Source organism: Klebsiella sp. JN_Kp122, from assembly GCF_040062085.1.
GTDB classification, from domain to species: Bacteria; Pseudomonadota; Gammaproteobacteria; order Enterobacterales; family Enterobacteriaceae; genus Klebsiella; species Klebsiella aerogenes.
Genome location: NZ_JBEAHW010000019.1, coordinates 212,735 through 228,975, shown reverse-complemented (window position 1 = coordinate 228,975; position 16,241 = coordinate 212,735). Strand labels below are relative to the sequence as shown.

General features: G+C 57.6%; 15 protein-coding genes. 7 read left to right on the top strand and 8 right to left on the bottom strand.

Going from position 1 to position 16,241, the window contains the following annotated elements; all coding sequences use genetic code 11:
- Nucleotides 1–47: 47 nt before the first annotated feature.
- Nucleotides 48–869, top strand: coding sequence for a serine O-acetyltransferase (cysE, locus tag ABLU78_RS08395; RefSeq protein ID WP_004106845.1), 822 nt, complete (start codon nucleotides 48–50; stop codon nucleotides 867–869).
- Between the two features lie 80 nt (nucleotides 870–949).
- Here cysE and trmL read toward each other — a convergent pair whose 3' ends face one another.
- The 5 genes from trmL to ABLU78_RS08370 form a co-directional block, all read right to left on the bottom strand.
- Nucleotides 950–1,423: a tRNA (uridine(34)/cytosine(34)/5-carboxymethylaminomethyluridine(34)-2'-O)-methyltransferase TrmL gene (gene trmL, locus ABLU78_RS08390; RefSeq protein WP_045359275.1), complete on the bottom strand. Its 474-nt coding sequence runs from the start codon at nucleotides 1,421–1,423 to the stop codon at nucleotides 950–952.
- Between the two features lie 151 nt (nucleotides 1,424–1,574).
- On the bottom strand, nucleotides 1,575–2,759 hold the full coding sequence (gene lldD, locus ABLU78_RS08385) for an FMN-dependent L-lactate dehydrogenase LldD (RefSeq protein WP_015369183.1): 1,185 nt from the start codon (nucleotides 2,757–2,759) through the stop codon (nucleotides 1,575–1,577).
- A complete protein-coding gene (gene lldR, locus ABLU78_RS08380) occupies nucleotides 2,759–3,532 on the bottom strand; it encodes a transcriptional regulator LldR (RefSeq protein ID WP_015369184.1) in 774 nt (257 codons plus the stop codon). The genes lldD and lldR overlap by 1 nt, the downstream gene beginning before the upstream one ends.
- Nucleotides 3,529–5,184 (bottom strand): L-lactate permease, encoded by a 1,656-nt coding sequence (gene lldP / locus ABLU78_RS08375; RefSeq protein WP_048229887.1) that lies wholly within the window; start codon nucleotides 5,182–5,184, stop codon nucleotides 3,529–3,531. Before lldP ends, lldR begins: the two co-directional genes overlap by 4 nt.
- A 299-nt stretch (nucleotides 5,185–5,483) precedes the next feature.
- Entirely contained in the window at nucleotides 5,484–5,846 is a 363-nt protein-coding gene (locus ABLU78_RS08370) for a YibL family ribosome-associated protein (protein ID WP_015369186.1), read from the bottom strand.
- A 275-nt stretch (nucleotides 5,847–6,121) separates the two neighbouring features.
- Here ABLU78_RS08370 and ABLU78_RS08365 point away from each other — a divergent pair, with 275 nt between their 5' ends.
- Nucleotides 6,122–6,346, top strand: a complete 225-nt coding sequence (locus ABLU78_RS08365) for a hypothetical protein (protein ID WP_015369187.1) — start codon at nucleotides 6,122–6,124, stop codon at nucleotides 6,344–6,346.
- Here ABLU78_RS08365 and mtlR read toward each other — a convergent pair.
- From mtlR to mtlA, 3 genes are all read right to left on the bottom strand, one after another.
- Entirely contained in the window at nucleotides 6,335–6,931 is a 597-nt protein-coding gene (gene mtlR / locus ABLU78_RS08360; protein WP_020077694.1) for a mannitol operon repressor MtlR, read from the bottom strand. The genes ABLU78_RS08365 and mtlR overlap by 12 nt on opposite strands.
- A complete protein-coding gene (gene mtlD / locus ABLU78_RS08355; protein ID WP_015703789.1) occupies nucleotides 6,931–8,079 on the bottom strand; it encodes a mannitol-1-phosphate 5-dehydrogenase in 1,149 nt (382 codons plus the stop codon). Before mtlD ends, mtlR begins: the two co-directional genes overlap by 1 nt.
- Nucleotides 8,080–8,180: 101 nt before the next feature.
- Nucleotides 8,181–10,091: a PTS mannitol transporter subunit IICBA gene (gene mtlA / locus ABLU78_RS08350; RefSeq protein WP_015369190.1), complete on the bottom strand. Its 1,911-nt coding sequence runs from the start codon at nucleotides 10,089–10,091 to the stop codon at nucleotides 8,181–8,183.
- Between the two features lie 538 nt (nucleotides 10,092–10,629).
- On the opposite strand from mtlA, the gene ABLU78_RS08345 reads away from it, so the two are divergent.
- The 5 genes from ABLU78_RS08345 to selB all read left to right on the top strand — a co-directional run bounded on the left by ABLU78_RS08345 (nucleotide 10,630) and on the right by selB (nucleotide 16,184).
- Nucleotides 10,630–10,995: a DUF3302 domain-containing protein gene (locus tag ABLU78_RS08345; protein WP_015369192.1), complete on the top strand. Its 366-nt coding sequence runs from the start codon at nucleotides 10,630–10,632 to the stop codon at nucleotides 10,993–10,995.
- 2 nt (nucleotides 10,996–10,997) lie between these two features.
- Nucleotides 10,998–12,134 carry an HlyD family secretion protein gene (locus ABLU78_RS08340; protein ID WP_015369193.1) on the top strand — a complete coding sequence of 379 codons (1,137 nt, stop codon included), beginning with the start codon at nucleotides 10,998–11,000 and terminating at the stop codon, nucleotides 12,132–12,134.
- Nucleotides 12,135–12,225: 91 nt separating this feature from the next.
- Entirely contained in the window at nucleotides 12,226–12,834 is a 609-nt protein-coding gene (locus ABLU78_RS08335) for a glutathione S-transferase (RefSeq protein ID WP_015369194.1), read from the top strand.
- 105 nt (nucleotides 12,835–12,939) lie between these two features.
- Nucleotides 12,940–14,328, top strand: a complete 1,389-nt coding sequence (gene selA / locus ABLU78_RS08330; RefSeq protein ID WP_048229889.1) for an L-seryl-tRNA(Sec) selenium transferase — start codon at nucleotides 12,940–12,942, stop codon at nucleotides 14,326–14,328.
- Nucleotides 14,325–16,184, top strand: a complete 1,860-nt coding sequence (selB, locus tag ABLU78_RS08325; protein ID WP_323806278.1) for a selenocysteine-specific translation elongation factor — start codon at nucleotides 14,325–14,327, stop codon at nucleotides 16,182–16,184. Before selA ends, selB begins: the two co-directional genes overlap by 4 nt.
- Nucleotides 16,185–16,241 lie beyond the last annotated feature (57 nt).

Below are 16,241 nucleotides of genomic sequence, written 5' to 3'. Positions count from 1 at the left end.
TCAGCGAAGAACTGACCGGTCATAATTCTTATCGTCTGGAGTATGCAATGCCGTGTGAAGAACTGGATATCGTCTGGAACAATATTAAAGCCGAAGCCCGGGCTTTGGCCGACTGTGAGCCGATGCTCGCCAGTTTTTACCATGCAACGCTACTCAAGCACGAAAATCTGGGCAGCGCCCTGAGCTATATGCTGGCGAATAAGCTGGCCTCGCCGATTATGCCTGCTATCGCTATTCGCGAAGTGGTGGAAGAGGCCTATGCCGCAGACCCGGAGATGATCGCTTCCGCCGCCTGTGATATCCAGGCGGTACGTACCCGTGACCCTGCGGTCGATAAATACTCAACGCCGCTGTTGTACCTGAAAGGCTTCCATGCGCTGCAGGCCTATCGTATCGGCCACTGGCTGTGGAATCAGGGTCGCCGCGCGCTGGCTATTTTCCTGCAGAACCAGGTTTCCGTCTCGTTCCAGGTCGATATTCATCCGGCGGCGAAGATTGGCCGTGGGATCATGCTCGACCACGCCACCGGTATCGTGGTCGGTGAAACGGCGGTGATTGAAGACGACGTATCCATCCTGCAGTCCGTGACCCTCGGCGGTACCGGTAAAACCAGCGGCGACCGTCACCCGAAAATTCGCGAAGGCGTGATGATTGGCGCCGGGGCGAAGATCCTCGGCAATATCGAAGTCGGGCGCGGGGCGAAGATTGGCGCCGGCTCTGTGGTGCTACAACCTGTGCCGCCGCATACCACTGCCGCAGGCGTACCGGCGCGCATCGTCGGCAAGCCGGAGAGCGACAAGCCAGCGATGGATATGGATCAGCATTTTAATGGGATTCACCATACCTTCGAGTACGGCGACGGGATTTGATGTATTGCCATTTGCCGCCGCGAAGCTCAGAAAGTAGCCCGGATAAGGCGCAGCGCGCCGCAATCCGGGAACCGCTCAGGTTAGCTGCGCAACACGGCGCCGGGGTATCCCAACTGACGCCAGGCTTCATACACCACCACCGACACCGCGTTTGACAGGTTCATGCTGCGGCTGTCCGGCATCATCGGAATACGGATTTTTTGCTCCGCCGGCAGGGCATCGAGGATGCTGGCCGGCAGGCCGCGCGTTTCCGGACCAAACATCAAGAAATCACCATCCTGATAGCTTACCGCGCTGTGGGCGGGCGTGCCTTTGGTGGTGAGGGCGAACAGGCGCTGCGGCTTCGCGCTGGCGATAAACGCCGCATAATCCGCGTGGCGCTGTACGGCGGTGAACTCGTGATAATCCAACCCGGCGCGTCTCAGGCGTTTATCGTCCCAGGTAAAGCCCATTGGCTCAATGATATGTAAATTGAAGCCGGTGTTGGCGCACAGGCGGATGATATTGCCGGTGTTCGGCGGGATTTCTGGTTCGAATAACACGATGTTCAGCATACTGCCCCCTTAATAGCGGGGGGCAGGATAGCAGATATTTGTTGAACCCTCACCCCGACCCTCTCCCAGAGGGAGAGGGAGAAAACCGATTCCAGCCGGACGGGCCCCTCACCCTGAGGGAGAGGGGCGGCGTAAGGGAAAACGCGGGGAATTACGCGGCGTTACCCTGCTTGAGCGCATCAAAGGTCTGCAGCGCTTCGGCATTCTGCACCAGCGAATCGCGGCTGATTTCGCTGATGGATTTCGCCCCGGTCAGCGTCATCGCCACTTTCATCTCTTTCTCGATAAGGTTGAGCAGATTCGCCACCCCCTGCTTGCCGTGGGTCGCCAGCGCGTACAGATACGCGCGGCCCAGCAGCACGCTGTCGGCGCCCAGGGCGATCATCCGCACCACGTCGAGACCGTTGCGGATACCGCTGTCGGCGAGAATAGTGATGTCGCCTTTAACCGCATCGGCAATGGCGGGCAGGGCGCGGGCGGAAGAGAGCACGCCGTCAAGCTGGCGGCCGCCGTGGTTGGAGACGACAATGCCGTCAGCGCCGAAGCGCACCGCATCGCGGGCGTCCTCCGGGTCGAGGATCCCTTTGATCACCATTGGGCCGTCCCAGAAGTCGCGGATCCACTCCAGGTCTTTCCATGAAATCGACGGATCGAAATTATTCGCCAGCCAGCCGATGTAATCCTCAAGCCCGGTCGGTTTGCCGAGGTAGGCGGAGATATTGCCCAGGTCGTGCGGGCGGCCGTTGAGACCGACGTCCCATGCCCACTGCGGATGAGTGACGGCCTGCCAGTAGCGGCGCATGGCGGCGTTTGGGCCGCTCATGCCAGAATGGGCGTCGCGATAGCGCGCGCCGGGGGTCGGCATATCCACGGTAAAGACCAGCGTGGAGCAGCCTGCGGCTTTGGCGCGCTCCAGTGCATTGCGCATAAATCCGCGATCGCGCAGGACATACAGCTGGAACCACATCGGGCGTTTGATGGTCGGGGCGACCTCTTCAATCGGGCAAACGGAAACGGTAGAGAGGGTAAACGGGATGCCTTTGTCGTCCGCCGCGCCCGCTGCCTGCACTTCGCCGCGGCGCGCGTACATGCCGCACAGCCCGACCGGCGCCAGCGCCGTTGGCATCGCCAGCTTTTCGTTGAATAACGTGGTCTCCAGGCTCAGATCCGACATATTGCGCAGAATGCGCTGGCGGAGCGCCACGTCGGAGAGGTCTTCAACGTTGCGGCGCAGGGTATGTTCGGCGTAGGCGCCGCCGTCGATATAGTGGAACAGAAATGGTGGCAGGATACGCTGTGCGGCGGCGCGATAGTCGCTGGCGGCGGAAATAATCATCACGAGTTCTCCCTGGAATTTTCATTGTGGTCACCGGGCAGGCGGGTAATACGCGCCTGGCGGGCCTGGTCTTCATCAAAACGTTTAATGGTGGCGTGGACAAAACCGAGGTGGGCCATCATCGCCTGGCGGGCGCCTTCCGCGTCGCCGGCGAAGATCGCTTCCATTACCGCCTGATGTTGTTCGGTCAGACGCGCGAACACCGGCGGCACCAGATACATGCGCTGGCGGCTCTGCTTCACCGAGGATTGCAGAAGCTCGAAGAAACCGCGCATGGTTTGCAGCAGCACCACATTATGTGAGGCTTCAGCGATCGCCAGGTGGAAGCGAACATCCGCCTGTGAGGCGAGATCCGGGTCATCGCTGAGGGTGGCTTCAAAACAGAGGCGGATTTTTTCTTTTTCGGCGTCGGTGGCCCGCATCGCCGCATGCCAGGCGGTGCTGGCTTCAATAGCGTGGCGGGCTTCGAGAATATCAAAACTGTAGTCGGGGTCGTCGGCGAGCAGCGTTTTCAGCGGCTGGACGATGTTTTGCTCCGACCAGGGCTCGTGCTGCCAGCGCACGAAGGTGCCGCCGCCGCGACGGCTAAGCAGCACCCCTTCGTTGACCAGCATCGCCAGCGCTTCACGCAGCGAATTGCGTGAAACACCGAGCTGGACGGCAAGCTGGCGCTCGGCGGGCAAACGCATGCCCGCCTCCAGCTGTTGTTCTTCTATCAGCGCCCGGACGCGATTTGCGACGTCGTCAGCCAGGCGTTTTGGCATCACTTTCACGGAATCATCCAGGTTAAGACATAAGCCTGCAGGGTGGTAATCAGGCCCACCATGCAGGTGAATATCAGGCTGTGCTTGACGGTAAAGCGGAACAGGTCCGACTCTTTACCCACTAGGCCTACCGCGGCGCAGGCAATGGCGATCGACTGGGGCGAAATCATCTTGCCTGTCACCCCACCGGTGGTATTCGCGGCGACCAGCAGAATATCGGAGACGCCGATTTGCTGGGCTGCCGTCGCCTGCAGCGCGGCGAATAGCGCGTTAGACGAGGTATCCGAACCGGTCAGGAAAACCCCCAGCCAGCCGAGGAACGGCGAGAAGAAGGTAAACGCGTGGCCGGTATGCGCCAGCGCCAACGCCAGCGTCGATGACAGCCCGGAGTAGTTTGAAATAAAGGCGAACGCCAGCACCATGCCGATGGAGTAAATCGGCAGCGCCAGCTCTTTCAACGTCCCGGCGAAAGTGGTCAGCGCATCCTTTGGCTTCATACGCAGCCAGACGATAGACAGTATAGCGGCGAACAGAATGGCGGTGCCGGTCGCCGACAGCCAGTCGAATTTATACACCGCGGCGTACGGCGTCGCGGCGCTTACCACCGGCGGCATACGGGCGACCATTTTGTCGAGGAACGGTACCGGGATGTTAACCACGAAGTCATACATCGCCCCGCCCGGCGCAAACAGCGCTTTAAACGGCGGTACGCTCCACAGGGTGACGGTGGCGGTGAGGAACAGGAACGGCGACCAGGCGCGCATGACCTGACCGGCGGTGTAATGCGTGCGCGCCAGCGTTTGATCAACCTGCGCGGCGCCCATATCGCCAAAGCGGAAGATACGTACCGGCTGCCAGCGCTTGAGGAACAGCGTCAGGCATACCAGCGACACCAGCGAAGAGATGATGTCCGGCAGTTCCGGGCCGAGGAAGTTAGAGCTGAGGTACTGCGCGATAGCGAACGAGCCGCCTGCGACCATCACCGCAGGCCACGTCTCTTTCACCCCGCGCCAGCCGTCCATAATCGCCATGATCCAGAACAGCACGATAATGGTCAGGAACGGCAGTTGGCGGCCAACCATCTGGCCGATGGCGAAGCTATCGATGCCGGTCACCTGGCCGGCGACCAGAATCGGGATCCCCATGGCGCCGAAGGCCACCGGCGCGGTGTTTACAATCAGGCACAGTCCGGCGGCGTATAGCGGATTGAAGCCGAGCCCGACCAGCAGCGCGGCGGTGATCGCCACCGGCGCGCCGAAACCGGCGGCCCCTTCGAGGAAGGCGCCGAAGGAGAAGCCGACAATCAGCATCTGCAGGCGCTGATCCGGTGTAATCGAAAGAATCGACGAGCGGATAATGTCGAACTGCCCGGTCTTTACCGAGATTTTATAGACGAAGACCGCGGCGATAATAATCCACGCGATAGGCCACAGGCCGTAGAAGAAGCCGTATACCACCGACGATAAGGCGCGATCGACCGGCATTTTGTAGAACAGCAGGGCGACAAGCAGCGCGATGGCTACGGTCCAGGTGGCGGCGACATAGCCTTTAAGCTTGAGCTTAATCAAGGCGAAAAAGAAAAACAGAATCGGTAGTGAGGCGATAAGGCTCGATAGCCAGATATTACCAGCCGGATCGTAATTTTGTTGCCAGAGGTTCATGCAGGTCTCCATCGGGCCACATCCAATGCGTCAGGTTGGGTCTGCGCCCATTGCCGATCACACTGTTTGTAAAATTGGCCCAGCCAAATTGCGATTGTAGGGTTAACGACAATTGATGGTTAACCAAATGTTATGGCATGGCAACGCGTTTGTGATGCAAGGTGATGGATATGTGAACCGATTGACGGTTTAAGAAATAATTGGTTGGGCCAATTTGGCGAGAAAGGGGAAATTGGCTGTGAGTTCACGGCCCGGTAGGGCTACCGGGTTATAGACGACGAACTCACAGCGGCAAAAGATTAAAACTCGCTCTTCGCGAAGCCGGTCATCTCTTTAAGGCCCATTTCGCGGCCCAGCGCGGTCATCGGATGGACGACAACCAGTCCGCGCACGCTTTTCTTCAGCTTGCCCATATCGGCCTGCTCTTTCTTGGTAATGGCGCGACGGTGCGGCATGCTCATCAGCTTCTGCGCTTCTTTGCTCAGCTTCTGCGACTGAACGGAACGCAGGCGCTCGATTTCCGTTTCCAGGGTCGCTTTTTCTTTTTCCAGCTCCGCGTATTTATCGGCGGCTTCGACCAGCGACAGGTCGGCCTGCTGGTGGCGGATGGCGTCGAGACGGTCGCTCAAACGCTTGATTTCATTCTTTTCGACTTCTTTCATGGTAATTTTATCTGTGAATAAAGGGGCTTCGACGTTACATAGTATGGGCCGGGCGGGCCTTTGTTGATAGTTTTTTATCGAAATACTCGTGGCTTCACCGCCGTAAGCATGAGACCTGATATATTATAACTATCTGAATAGTAGCGATATTGTAATTTTAATTAAGCTGTTTATCATTTTTGTGAAGCCTGACGACCATTCAGCACGTTTTCCTCAACTTGCTCCCTTTTTTTCGCCAATCCTTAATCAGATCCCCCTGAACAGAGGAGAGCGTGATGGCGAAAATCGGCGACGGCGTACCACGTATCATCGATAAAACGGTAGATTTCATGGCCTCGAGCCAGGCGTTTATGGAATATCTGAAAAAATGCCCGCGTTTACAGCGGATACCGCGCGATATTCCTGAGGATAAAAAAGCGCTATTTCTGAGTCGTCTGGAGTATTACCGGCAGCTGTACCGGCCGACGTGCGACCAGCAAGAAGCGGAGTCAGAGCGTTGATTTCTGGAAGGCTTTTTTTAAGCTGATTCGGGAAATCAGCTCAGTCAGAGACAACACCATTGTAGAACGTACCATCTGCTGGTAGCGCAGTTTCTGCATTGCCAGCAGTTCCTTATCGCTCTCATCAAACAGCGGCGTTGGCGGAAGCGCGGCGACGCAGTGCAGCTCGCCTAACGGCCCGAGAATTTCATCGTCGGTGAAAGCGTACTCATTGCCGTCATGATTGAGCTCTTCACGCAAGGCCATCAATAGCTCGGCATCTTCGTATTCGGCGCGGCTTATCACCCCAAGGCCGTAGATAAGCTTCAGGCGTACGGAAAGATCGCCCAGCGGCCCACTGCCGTCCAGCAATGGCTCCACTGCGTATTTCACCGCGTAATCGTCTTTGCGGAATACCTGAAGCACCAGAATATTGACCGCCTCCGTCAGGAGTTCGACGGCGGCTATCAGGAAACTTCTTACGGTCTTACCAGCATTTAAACGCTCAAGTACGCGGTTTTCAAATGCCTGTGTTTCTTCCATTATTGCCTGCATATCTGACAGGAGTGGTATTGGGCGCGGCATCGGCCGCGCCAGGTTGTACATCATTTTACCGCGTTGTAGTCGTTAACGGCTTCCGCCACTACAGCGCTTGCCGCATCCAGACCGGAAATCTGCGCCAGCGCGGCCTGTGGCCCTTTTTCGGCAATCAGCGCCGCCAGTTCCTGAGCCTGCGGATCGTCTTCGCTGCGGAAATGCATGGCCGCGGCAATCCCTTTTACCAGGTTCCGGTGCGGCAGGCCGTATTCCAGCGTGCCAAGCAGCGGCTTGATCAAACGATCGCCCGCGCTCAATTTACGCAGCGGCTGGCGGCCGACGCGCTCCACATCATCTTTCAGATACGGGTTCTCAAAGCGACCGAGGATCTTCTGGATATAAGCCGCGTGTTTCTGCGCATCAAAGCTGTAGCGTTTAATCAGCACCGCGCCGCTCTCTTCCATTGCGCCTTTCACGACGGCGCGAATGTGCTCATCGAGAATCGCGTCGCGAATCGTTTGATGGCCCGCCAGTTTCCCGAGGTAGGCGGTTATAGCATGCCCGGTGTTTAAGGTGAATAGCTTACGCTCGACAAATGCCATCAGGTTATCGGTTAATTCCATTCCTGGGATGTTCGGCAGCTCGCCCTTAAACTGGGTTTTATCCACAATCCATTCGCTGAAGGTTTCAACGGTGACTTCCAGCGGATCGTGGGTGGCGGAAGCCGACGGCGGCACGATGCGGTCTACGGCGGAGTCGACGAAGCCGATATGCGCTTCAACCCACGCTTTGTCCTCTTCCGCCAGCGCGTTAAACACATGGCCTTTCAGCTGGCTGGTGCCGCGTACCATGTTTTCGCAGGCGATGATATTCAGCGGGCGTTCAATACCCTGCGCTTTACGTTTCACCAGGCCTTTGGCGATGGCAGGGGCGATACGCTCCAGAACGACGGGGCCGACCGCGGTGGTCACCAGGTCGACATCGGCGATCAGATCCACCACCTCATCGCCAATGCTGCTGACGGCATTCACGCCGGAGACGGTATCAACCTGTTCGTTTTCACCCACCACGTGGACCTGATAGCTATGACGGGCATTCAGGGCATCAAGGACCACCTGATTAACATCGGCGAACGTAAGGGAGATACCGGCGTCAGCCAGCAGTTTGCCAATGAAGCCACGTCCGATATTACCTGCGCCAAAATGTAATGCTTTCATAGTATTAACCTTCAATTAATGTTTTTACCTGAGAGGGCTGGGGTGAGGCTTTTCCCTCACCCCAACCCTCTCCCAAAGGGAGAGGGTATGGAGCGTTGTGGTTATTTATTCAGCAACGATAGGACTTCTTCGACGCTGGTGGTTTTCGCCAGCCGCTCAATCACGGTTTCATCATCCAGTGCGTTGGTCAGGCTGGTGATAACGTGAATGTGTTCGTTGTTGCGGGCGGCGATACCGATGACCAGACGCGCGACTTCATCTTCTTCTTCGCCGAAGCGCACGCCTTCCGGATACTGGCAGAAGACGACGCCGGTTTTCAGTACCCGGTCTTTCGCTTCAATGGTACCGTGCGGTACCGCGATAGATTCGCCAAGATAGGTTGAGGTCAGCTTCTCGCGGTCGAGCATCGCCTGCACGTATTCCGGCTCAACGTATCCGCCTTTCACCAATTGTTCACCGGCGAAGCGAATGGCCTCTTCTTTGGTCGCCGCTTTGCGCCCGAGGAAGATGTTATCCGCACCCAGCTGGAACAGGTTTTTGTCAGTATTATCAAAGCTATCTTTCAGGCTATCGGTGACTTTTACTTCGTTGTCGATGTGGCGCTGCGCCGCTACCAGACGCTCGGTCAGGCTGGTATACAGACCGCTGTCGAGGAAGTTGGTCAGCGAAATATGCTGTGCCTGCGGTACCTGGCGCATGGCGCGCTCGGTCAGGTCGCGGTGGGTGATCACCAGGTCGACATCCGGCGGCAGGTTGTTAATCGCGCTGTTAGTGACAGAGATATTGCTCAGTCCGGCATCCTGGACTTTCTTACGCAGTACCCCGGCGCCCATGGCGCTGGAACCCATACCGGCGTCGCAGGCAACGATGATTTTACGCACGTGGCTAAGGTCGTTAGCCACGTCGCCCGCCGCCAACGGCGTCGCCGCGCCTTTGGACTCGGCTTTCATGTCGTGCATGCGACGGGTTGCGGCTTCGATATCGTCTTCTTCTTTCACTTTGCTGGTTTTCAGCAGGATGGCGGAGACAATAAAGGAGACCGCCATCGCCGCAATAATGGCCGCGATGTTAGCGAAGTAGGCGCCTTTTGGCGTCATCGCCAGTACCGCCAGAATGGAACCCGGGGAAGCCGGGGAAACCAGGCCGCCGTTGAGGATAGTCAGGGTGAAGACACCGGTCATACCGCCGAGGATAACGGCCAGAATCAGACGCGGATTCATCAGCACGTACGGGAAGTAAATTTCGTGGATACCGCCCAGGAAGTGGATGATTGCCGCACCGCCCGCAGACTGCTTCGCGCTGCCGCGGCCAAAGAACATGTACGCCAGCAGAACGCCCATCCCCGGACCCGGGTTAGCTTCAATCAGGAAGAAGATGGATTTGCCAAGCTCATGGGACTGCTGAATACCCAGCGGCGAGAAGATACCGTGGTTAATCGCGTTATTGAGGAACAGGATTTTCGCCGGTTCAACAAAGATAGACGCCAGCGGCAGCATGTCGTGCGCCACCATGAAGTTAACGCCAGCCGCCAGCAGTTTTGACAGCACTTCAACCGCCGGGCCGATGCCGAGGAACGCCAGAATGGCAAGGATCATCCCGATGATGCCGGCGGAGAAGTTATTCACCAGCATTTCGAAACCGGATTTGATCTTACCGTCTACCCAGGCGTCAAATTTCTTAATGCAGTAGCCACCGAGCGGGCCGGCGATCATTGAGCCGAGGAACATCGGCATATCCGCGCCGACGATAACGCCCATGGTGGTGATAGCGCCGACGACGCCGCCGCGTTCACCGCCAACCAACTTACCGCCGGTATAACCGATCAGTAGCGGCAGCAGGTAGGTGATCATCGGGCCGACCAGCTTCGCCAGCGTCTCGTTCGGCAACCACCCTGTTGGGATAAATAACGCGGTGATAATCCCCCACGCGATAAACGCGCCGATATTCGGCATCACCATATTGCTGAGGAAACGACCAAAGCTTTGCACCTTGATCTTGATATCGGATGACATAAAACACCCCTTCTTCTGTTTTGCTTATCGCGCAGGCTGAACGCCCGAGGTTTGTTGTTAATGTGGCGGCAGAGGTAGCCGGACCCTGATTGATAGTGCGAAATCTGGCACTGAATCGTTAAGCTGTCCAGCGAGTGGCTTTTTATGTGATCTTGGTCACATAAATATAGGTGTCTGGTACTTATATGTAGTGATCGTCATCACAAAAATGATGTGTAAAAAAACAACAACAGGCGATGGAAGCCCATGAATCGCATATTTATGTGATATTCGTCACATTATAACTTTGCGATTTTGTTATTTGTTTGTGATGGTCATCACAAAATATTTTGCGCTCAATTCCGCCAGGTGTGATCTGCCGCAGGTTCTGCTTTCCCCAGCGGCCAACGATGTAACTTTGCAACCAGCCTGCGCGAAGAACATTTTTTGCCGCTGATGGCGGAAATGAAAACGGTGAATTATGCTCAAATTGTCAGCCAGCCGCCGCTTCGTCGGCGCTCACAATTCCAATAATCTATTAGCGTGAATCGAGGAAATTATGTTTCTCAATTATTTTGCGCTGGGCGTTCTAATCTTCGTTTTCCTGGTTATTTTTTACGGGATTATTATTTTGCATGATATTCCGTACCTGATTGCGAAGAAACGTAATCATCCGCACTCCGATGCGATTCACGTCGCGGGGTGGGTCAGCCTGTTTACGCTGCACGTAATATGGCCATTTTTATGGATCTGGGCCACTCTCTATCAGCCGGCGCGCGGCTGGGGAATGCAGCATAAGCCGAATGAAGCAGGGACTGATGGCGCTGACAGCGAGCTGGCGCAACTCAATCAGCGTATCGCTGAACTCGAACATAAAATCGCGCATCTGCAGCCGACAGCGCCGCCATCCTCAACGGAGAAATAATCATGGACCTGTTGATCATTTTGACGTACGTGGCCATTGCGTGGTCGGTATTTAAAATATTCCGTATTCCGGTAAATAAATGGACGGTCCCGACCGCGGCCCTGGGCGGCGTATTTATTGTTAGCGCGCTTATTTTATTAATGAACTATAACCACCCTTATACTTTTACTGCGCAGAAAGCGGTTATTTCCATTCCTATTACGCCGCAGGTTACCGGCATTGTTAGCAGCGTGACCGATAAAGCCAACCAGCGGGTGAAAAAGGGCGAGGTACTATTTACTATCGACCCGGCGCGCTACCAGGCGCGTGTCGACAGGCTGCAGGCCGATCTGGTCACCGCTCTGCACAGTATCAATACCCTGAAAGCCCAACTGCAGGAAGCGCAGGCTAATACTGTGCGCGTCTCCGCCGAGCGCGACCGGCTGTATAAAGATTATCAGCGCTATTTGAAAGGCAGCCAGGCGCGGGTCAACCCATTTTCGGAAAGCGATATCGATAATGCGCGGCAAAACTATCTTGCCCAGGATGCGTTGGTGAAAGCCTCGGTTGCCGAGCAGGCGCAGATTCAGAGCCAGCTGGATAGCACGCTGAATGGCGAACAGTCGCAGGTGGTGAGCCTGCGCGCGCAGTTGGCGGAAGCGAAATATAACCTCGATCAGACCACCGTCCGGGCGCCGAGCGATGGTTACATTACCCAGGTGCTGATTCGCCCGGGAACCTACGCCGCGTCGCTGCCGCTGCGCCCGGTGATGGTCTTTATTCCGCAACAGAAACGGCTAATTGTCGCCCAGTTCCGCCAGAACTCGTTGCTCAGGCTGGAGGCCGGCGATGATGCCGAAGCGGTGTTTAACGCCCTGCCAGGCCAAGTATTCCACGGTAAACTGGTCAACGTATTGCCGGTGGTGCCGGGCGGGACTTATCAGGCGCAGGGTTCGCTGCAGTCGCTGAGCGTCACGCCGGGTAGCGATGGCGTGCTGGCGACAATTGAACTGGATCCCGATGCGCAGGTCGATGCGCTGCCCGACGGCATCTACGCCCAGGTGGCGGTCTATTCCGACCATTTCACCCACGTGTCGGTGATGAGAAAAGTGCTGCTGCGCATGACCAGTTGGATGCACTACCTCTATCTCGATCATTAATGCGATCGGCGGCAGGTTGAGACAACGTCGCGCCTGCCATTTGCCTGCGCCTGAACCATACTGATCTTTTCGTTGGCGAAAGGAGCAGGCAATGAAACTGATCGGCAGCTATACCAGTCCTTTTGTACGCAAAATTTCCGTTATCTTGCTGGAAAAGGCGATCCCCTTCGAGTTTGTGAACGAATTCCCCTATAACGATGTCAACGGTGTGGCGCAGTACAACCCGCTGGGAAAAGTCCCGGCTTTGCTGACCGATGACGGCGCGTGCTGGTTTGATTCGCCCATTATTGCGCAATATCTGGAACTGCTAAACGTCGCGCCGGCGATGCTGCCCGCGGAACCTCTGGCGGCGCTGAAGATGCGCCAACTGGAAGCCTTGTCTGACGGCATCATGGAGGCGGCGATCGCACTGGTGCGGGAAAAAGCGCGTCCGGCGGCCCAGCAGTCAGAAACCGAACTGCTCCGCCAGCGGGAAAAAATCGCTCGCGGCCTTGATATGTTGGAAGGGTACGCCGCCGACGGTACCTTGCGTCACGGTGAGCTGAATCTGGCGACCATTACTGCCGCCTGCGCTATTGCTTATCTGAATTTTCGTCGCGTGGCGCCCGGCTGGTGCGCGACGCGGCCAAAACTGGTCAAACTGGTCGAGACGTTGTTTCAGCGATCCAGTTTTGCCCGTACCGAACCGCCAGGGAGTTGACCCAGGCAGGTAACAGTTTCCTCGCGCAGGCGTTACAATCGCCACTCATTGTTGACTCCCTCTCCCGTCGGGAGGGGGGAAAATAACTTATCGTCAGGTTCACTCATGTCTACCGATACTCGCGCGCTTTATACCCGGCTTCCGGCCATTGACCGTTTACTTCGCGATCCCGCTTTTGCTTTACTGCTCGATCGCCATGGCCATTCGCAAATCGTGGCGCTTCTGCGCCAGATGTTGGATGAGGCGCGGGAACATATCCGCCAGGCGCAGGCATTGCCAGAGTGGTGCGACGACTGGCCGCAGGAGACCGCCAGCCGGCTGAACCATAGTCAGCAGAGCGCGCTGCGTCCGGTATTCAACCTGACGGGCACCGTGCTGCATACCAATCTGGGGCGCGCTATCCAGGCGGAAGCCGCGGTGCAGGCGGTGGCGCAGGCGATGCGCGCGCCGGTCACGCTGGAATACGATCTCGACGATGCCGGGCGCGGTCATCGCGACCGGGCGCTGGCCGATCTGCTGTGCCGGATCACCGGCGCGGAAGATGCCTGTATCGTCAATAACAACGCGGCGGCGGTGCTGCTGATGCTGGCGGCGACGGCCAGCGGGAAAGAAGTGGTGGTCTCGCGCGGCGAACTGGTCGAGATCGGCGGCGCATTTCGCATCCCCGACGTCATGCGCCAGGCCGGTTGTTTGCTGCATGAAGTGGGCACCACTAATCGCACCCACGCCAAAGATTATTGTCAGGCTATCAATGAGCAGACTGCGCTGCTGATGAAAGTGCATACCAGCAACTACAGCATTGAAGGCTTTACCAAAGCGGTCGATGAGGCGGAGCTGGCGGAAATTGGCCGCGAACATGGCGTGCCGGTGGTGGCCGATCTCGGCAGCGGCTCGCTGGTGGATTTGAGCCAGTACGGTTTGCCGAAAGAACCGATGCCGCAGGAATTGATTGCGGCGGGCGTGAACCTGGTGAGCTTTTCCGGCGATAAGCTGCTCGGCGGACCGCAGGCGGGGATTATCGTCGGCGATCGGGCGCTGATCGCGAAGTTACAGAGTCATCCGCTTAAGCGCGCGCTGCGGGCGGATAAAATGACGTTGGCGGCGCTGGAGGCGACTCTGCGCCTGTATCTGCATACGGAGGCGCTGGCCGACGAGCTGCCGACACTACGCCTGCTAACCCGCCGCGCCGAAGATATTCGTCAGCAGGGCGAGCGCATTCAGCCTGGGCTGGCGGCGCACTATAGCGATTTTGACGTGCGCGTCGAAGCGTGTTTATCGCAAATCGGCAGCGGTTCGTTGCCGGTCGACCGACTGCCCAGCGCCGCGTTAACCTTTACGCCGCGCGATGGTCGCGGCAGCCAGCTGGAAGCGCTGGCCGCCCGCTGGCGCGCCTTGCCGATACCGACGATCGGCAGAATTTATGATGGCCGCTTATGGCTGGATCTGCGCTGTCTTGAAGATGAACCCCGGTTTATGGAGATGTTATTGAGATGATTATTGCCACCGCCGGACATGTGGACCACGGCAAAACCACGCTGCTGCAGGCGATTACCGGCGTCAACGCCGATCGTCTGCCGGAAGAGAAATCACGCGGTATGACTATCGATCTCGGCTACGCCTATTGGCCGCAGCCTGATGGCCGGGTGTTGGGTTTTATCGATGTGCCGGGGCATGAAAAGTTTTTGTCCAACATGTTGGCCGGCGTGGGCGGGATCGATCACGCGCTGCTGGTGGTGGCCTGCGATGACGGCGTGATGGCGCAAACCCGCGAGCACCTGGCAATTCTGCAGTTAACGGGAAAACCGACGTTAACCGTTGCGTTGACCAAAACGGACCGCGTGGACGCGGCGCGGGTTGCCGAAGTCCGGGCACAGGTGGAATCCACGCTGAGCGAGCTGGGGTTCGACGACGTGGCTTTCTTCGCCACCGCGGCGACGGAAAACCTCGGCATTACCGAACTGCGCAGCCATTTGCTCCAGCTGACCGAGCGCGCGCATCCGCAACAGCAGCGTTTTCGTCTGGCGCTGGATCGCGCCTTTACCGTTAAGGGCGCGGGGCTGGTGGTGACCGGGACGGCGTTATCCGGCGAGGTAAAAATCGGCGATACCCTCTGGCTGACCGGGGCCAATAAACCGATGCGTGTCCGCGGGCTGCATGCGCAGAATCAGCCGGTTGAACAGGCGCAGGCCGGGCAGCGTATCGCGCTGAACATCGTTGGCGACGCGCAAAAAGAGGATCTCAGCCGCGGCGACTGGCTACTCTCGGCGCAGCCCGCAGAACCTTGCGAGCGGGCGATCGTCGAACTCATCTGTCACGCGCCGCTCAGCCAGTGGCAGTCGCTGCATATCCACCATGCCGCCAGCCATATCACCGGCCGCGTTTCGTTACTGGAAGGCAATCTGGCCGAGCTGGTGCTGGATACGCCGCTGTGGCTGGCGGATAACGATCGCCTGGTGTTGCGCGATATCTCCGCCCGTTTGACGCTGGCCGGCGCGCGGGTGGTGACGCTGAATCCGCCGCGCCGCGGTAAACGCAAGCCGGAGTATCTGCAGTGGCTTTACGCGCTGGCGGCAGCGCAGGGCGACGATGCGCAGGCGTTGGATATTCATCTGCAGCGCGATGCGGTGCGTCTTGACGAGTTTGCCTGGGCGCGGCAGCTGAGCGCCGACGGCCTGACGGCATTAATTAACCGTCCGGACTACCTGCAGGCCGGGAATAGCCTGCTTAGTGCGCCGCTGGCCGCCCGCTGGCAGAAAAAACTGCTCGACGCGCTGGCCCGTTATCACGACCAGCATCGCGATGAGCCGGGGCCGGGGCGTGAACGTCTGCGGCGGATTGCGCTGCCGATGGAAGATGAAGCGCTGGTGCTGTTATTGATTGAACAGATGCGCAGCAGCGGCGTCATTCAAAGCCATCACGGCTGGCTGCACCTGCCGGAACATAAAGCCGGGTTTACCGATGAGCAGCAGGCCATCTGGCAGCGTGCGGACTCGCTCTTCGCCGATGAGCCATGGTGGGTGCGCGATCTGGCGCGCGATCTGAACGTCGAAGAGTCGTTGATGCGCGCGGTGCTGCGCCAGGCGGCGCAGCAGGGGATGATTACGGCGATCGTGAAAGATCGTTATTATCGCAACGATCGGATTGTTGAATTTGCGCAATTGATCCGCCGCCTGGATCTGCAGCGTGGTTCCACCTGTGCGGCGGATTTTCGCGATACGCTGAATATTGGCCGTAAACTGGCGATTCAAATTCTCGAATATTTCGACCGCATTGGCTTTACCCGCCGTCGGGGCAACGATCATCTACTTCGCGATGCGCTGTTATTCCCTGAAAATAAAAACGGCGAATAATCACGCAAATGAAAAATTAAGCCGGTAATGTTTAACAGTACGTTAAAAATGAAAATA

Coding starts and splice junctions, on each gene's coding strand:
- cysE (WP_004106845.1), top strand. CDS start 48: ATGCCGTGTGAAGAACTGGATATCGTCTGGAACAATATTAAAGCCGAA.
- trmL (WP_045359275.1), bottom strand. CDS start 1,423: ATGCTGAACATCGTGTTATTCGAACCAGAAATCCCGCCGAACACCGGC.
- lldD (WP_015369183.1), bottom strand. CDS start 2,759: ATGATTATTTCCGCCGCCAGCGACTATCGCGCCGCCGCACAGCGTATC.
- lldP (WP_048229887.1), bottom strand. CDS start 5,184: ATGAACCTCTGGCAACAAAATTACGATCCGGCTGGTAATATCTGGCTA.
- mtlA (WP_015369190.1), bottom strand. CDS start 10,091: ATGTCATCCGATATCAAGATCAAGGTGCAAAGCTTTGGTCGTTTCCTC.
- ABLU78_RS08340 (WP_015369193.1), top strand. CDS start 10,998: ATGGACCTGTTGATCATTTTGACGTACGTGGCCATTGCGTGGTCGGTA.
- mtlD (WP_015703789.1), bottom strand. CDS start 8,079: ATGAAAGCATTACATTTTGGCGCAGGTAATATCGGACGTGGCTTCATT.
- ABLU78_RS08335 (WP_015369194.1), top strand. CDS start 12,226: ATGAAACTGATCGGCAGCTATACCAGTCCTTTTGTACGCAAAATTTCC.
- selB (WP_323806278.1), top strand. CDS start 14,325: ATGATTATTGCCACCGCCGGACATGTGGACCACGGCAAAACCACGCTG.
- ABLU78_RS08370 (WP_015369186.1), bottom strand. CDS start 5,846: ATGAAAGAAGTCGAAAAGAATGAAATCAAGCGTTTGAGCGACCGTCTC.
- ABLU78_RS08345 (WP_015369192.1), top strand. CDS start 10,630: ATGTTTCTCAATTATTTTGCGCTGGGCGTTCTAATCTTCGTTTTCCTG.
- ABLU78_RS08365 (WP_015369187.1), top strand. CDS start 6,122: ATGGCGAAAATCGGCGACGGCGTACCACGTATCATCGATAAAACGGTA.
- selA (WP_048229889.1), top strand. CDS start 12,940: ATGTCTACCGATACTCGCGCGCTTTATACCCGGCTTCCGGCCATTGAC.
- mtlR (WP_020077694.1), bottom strand. CDS start 6,931: ATGTACAACCTGGCGCGGCCGATGCCGCGCCCAATACCACTCCTGTCA.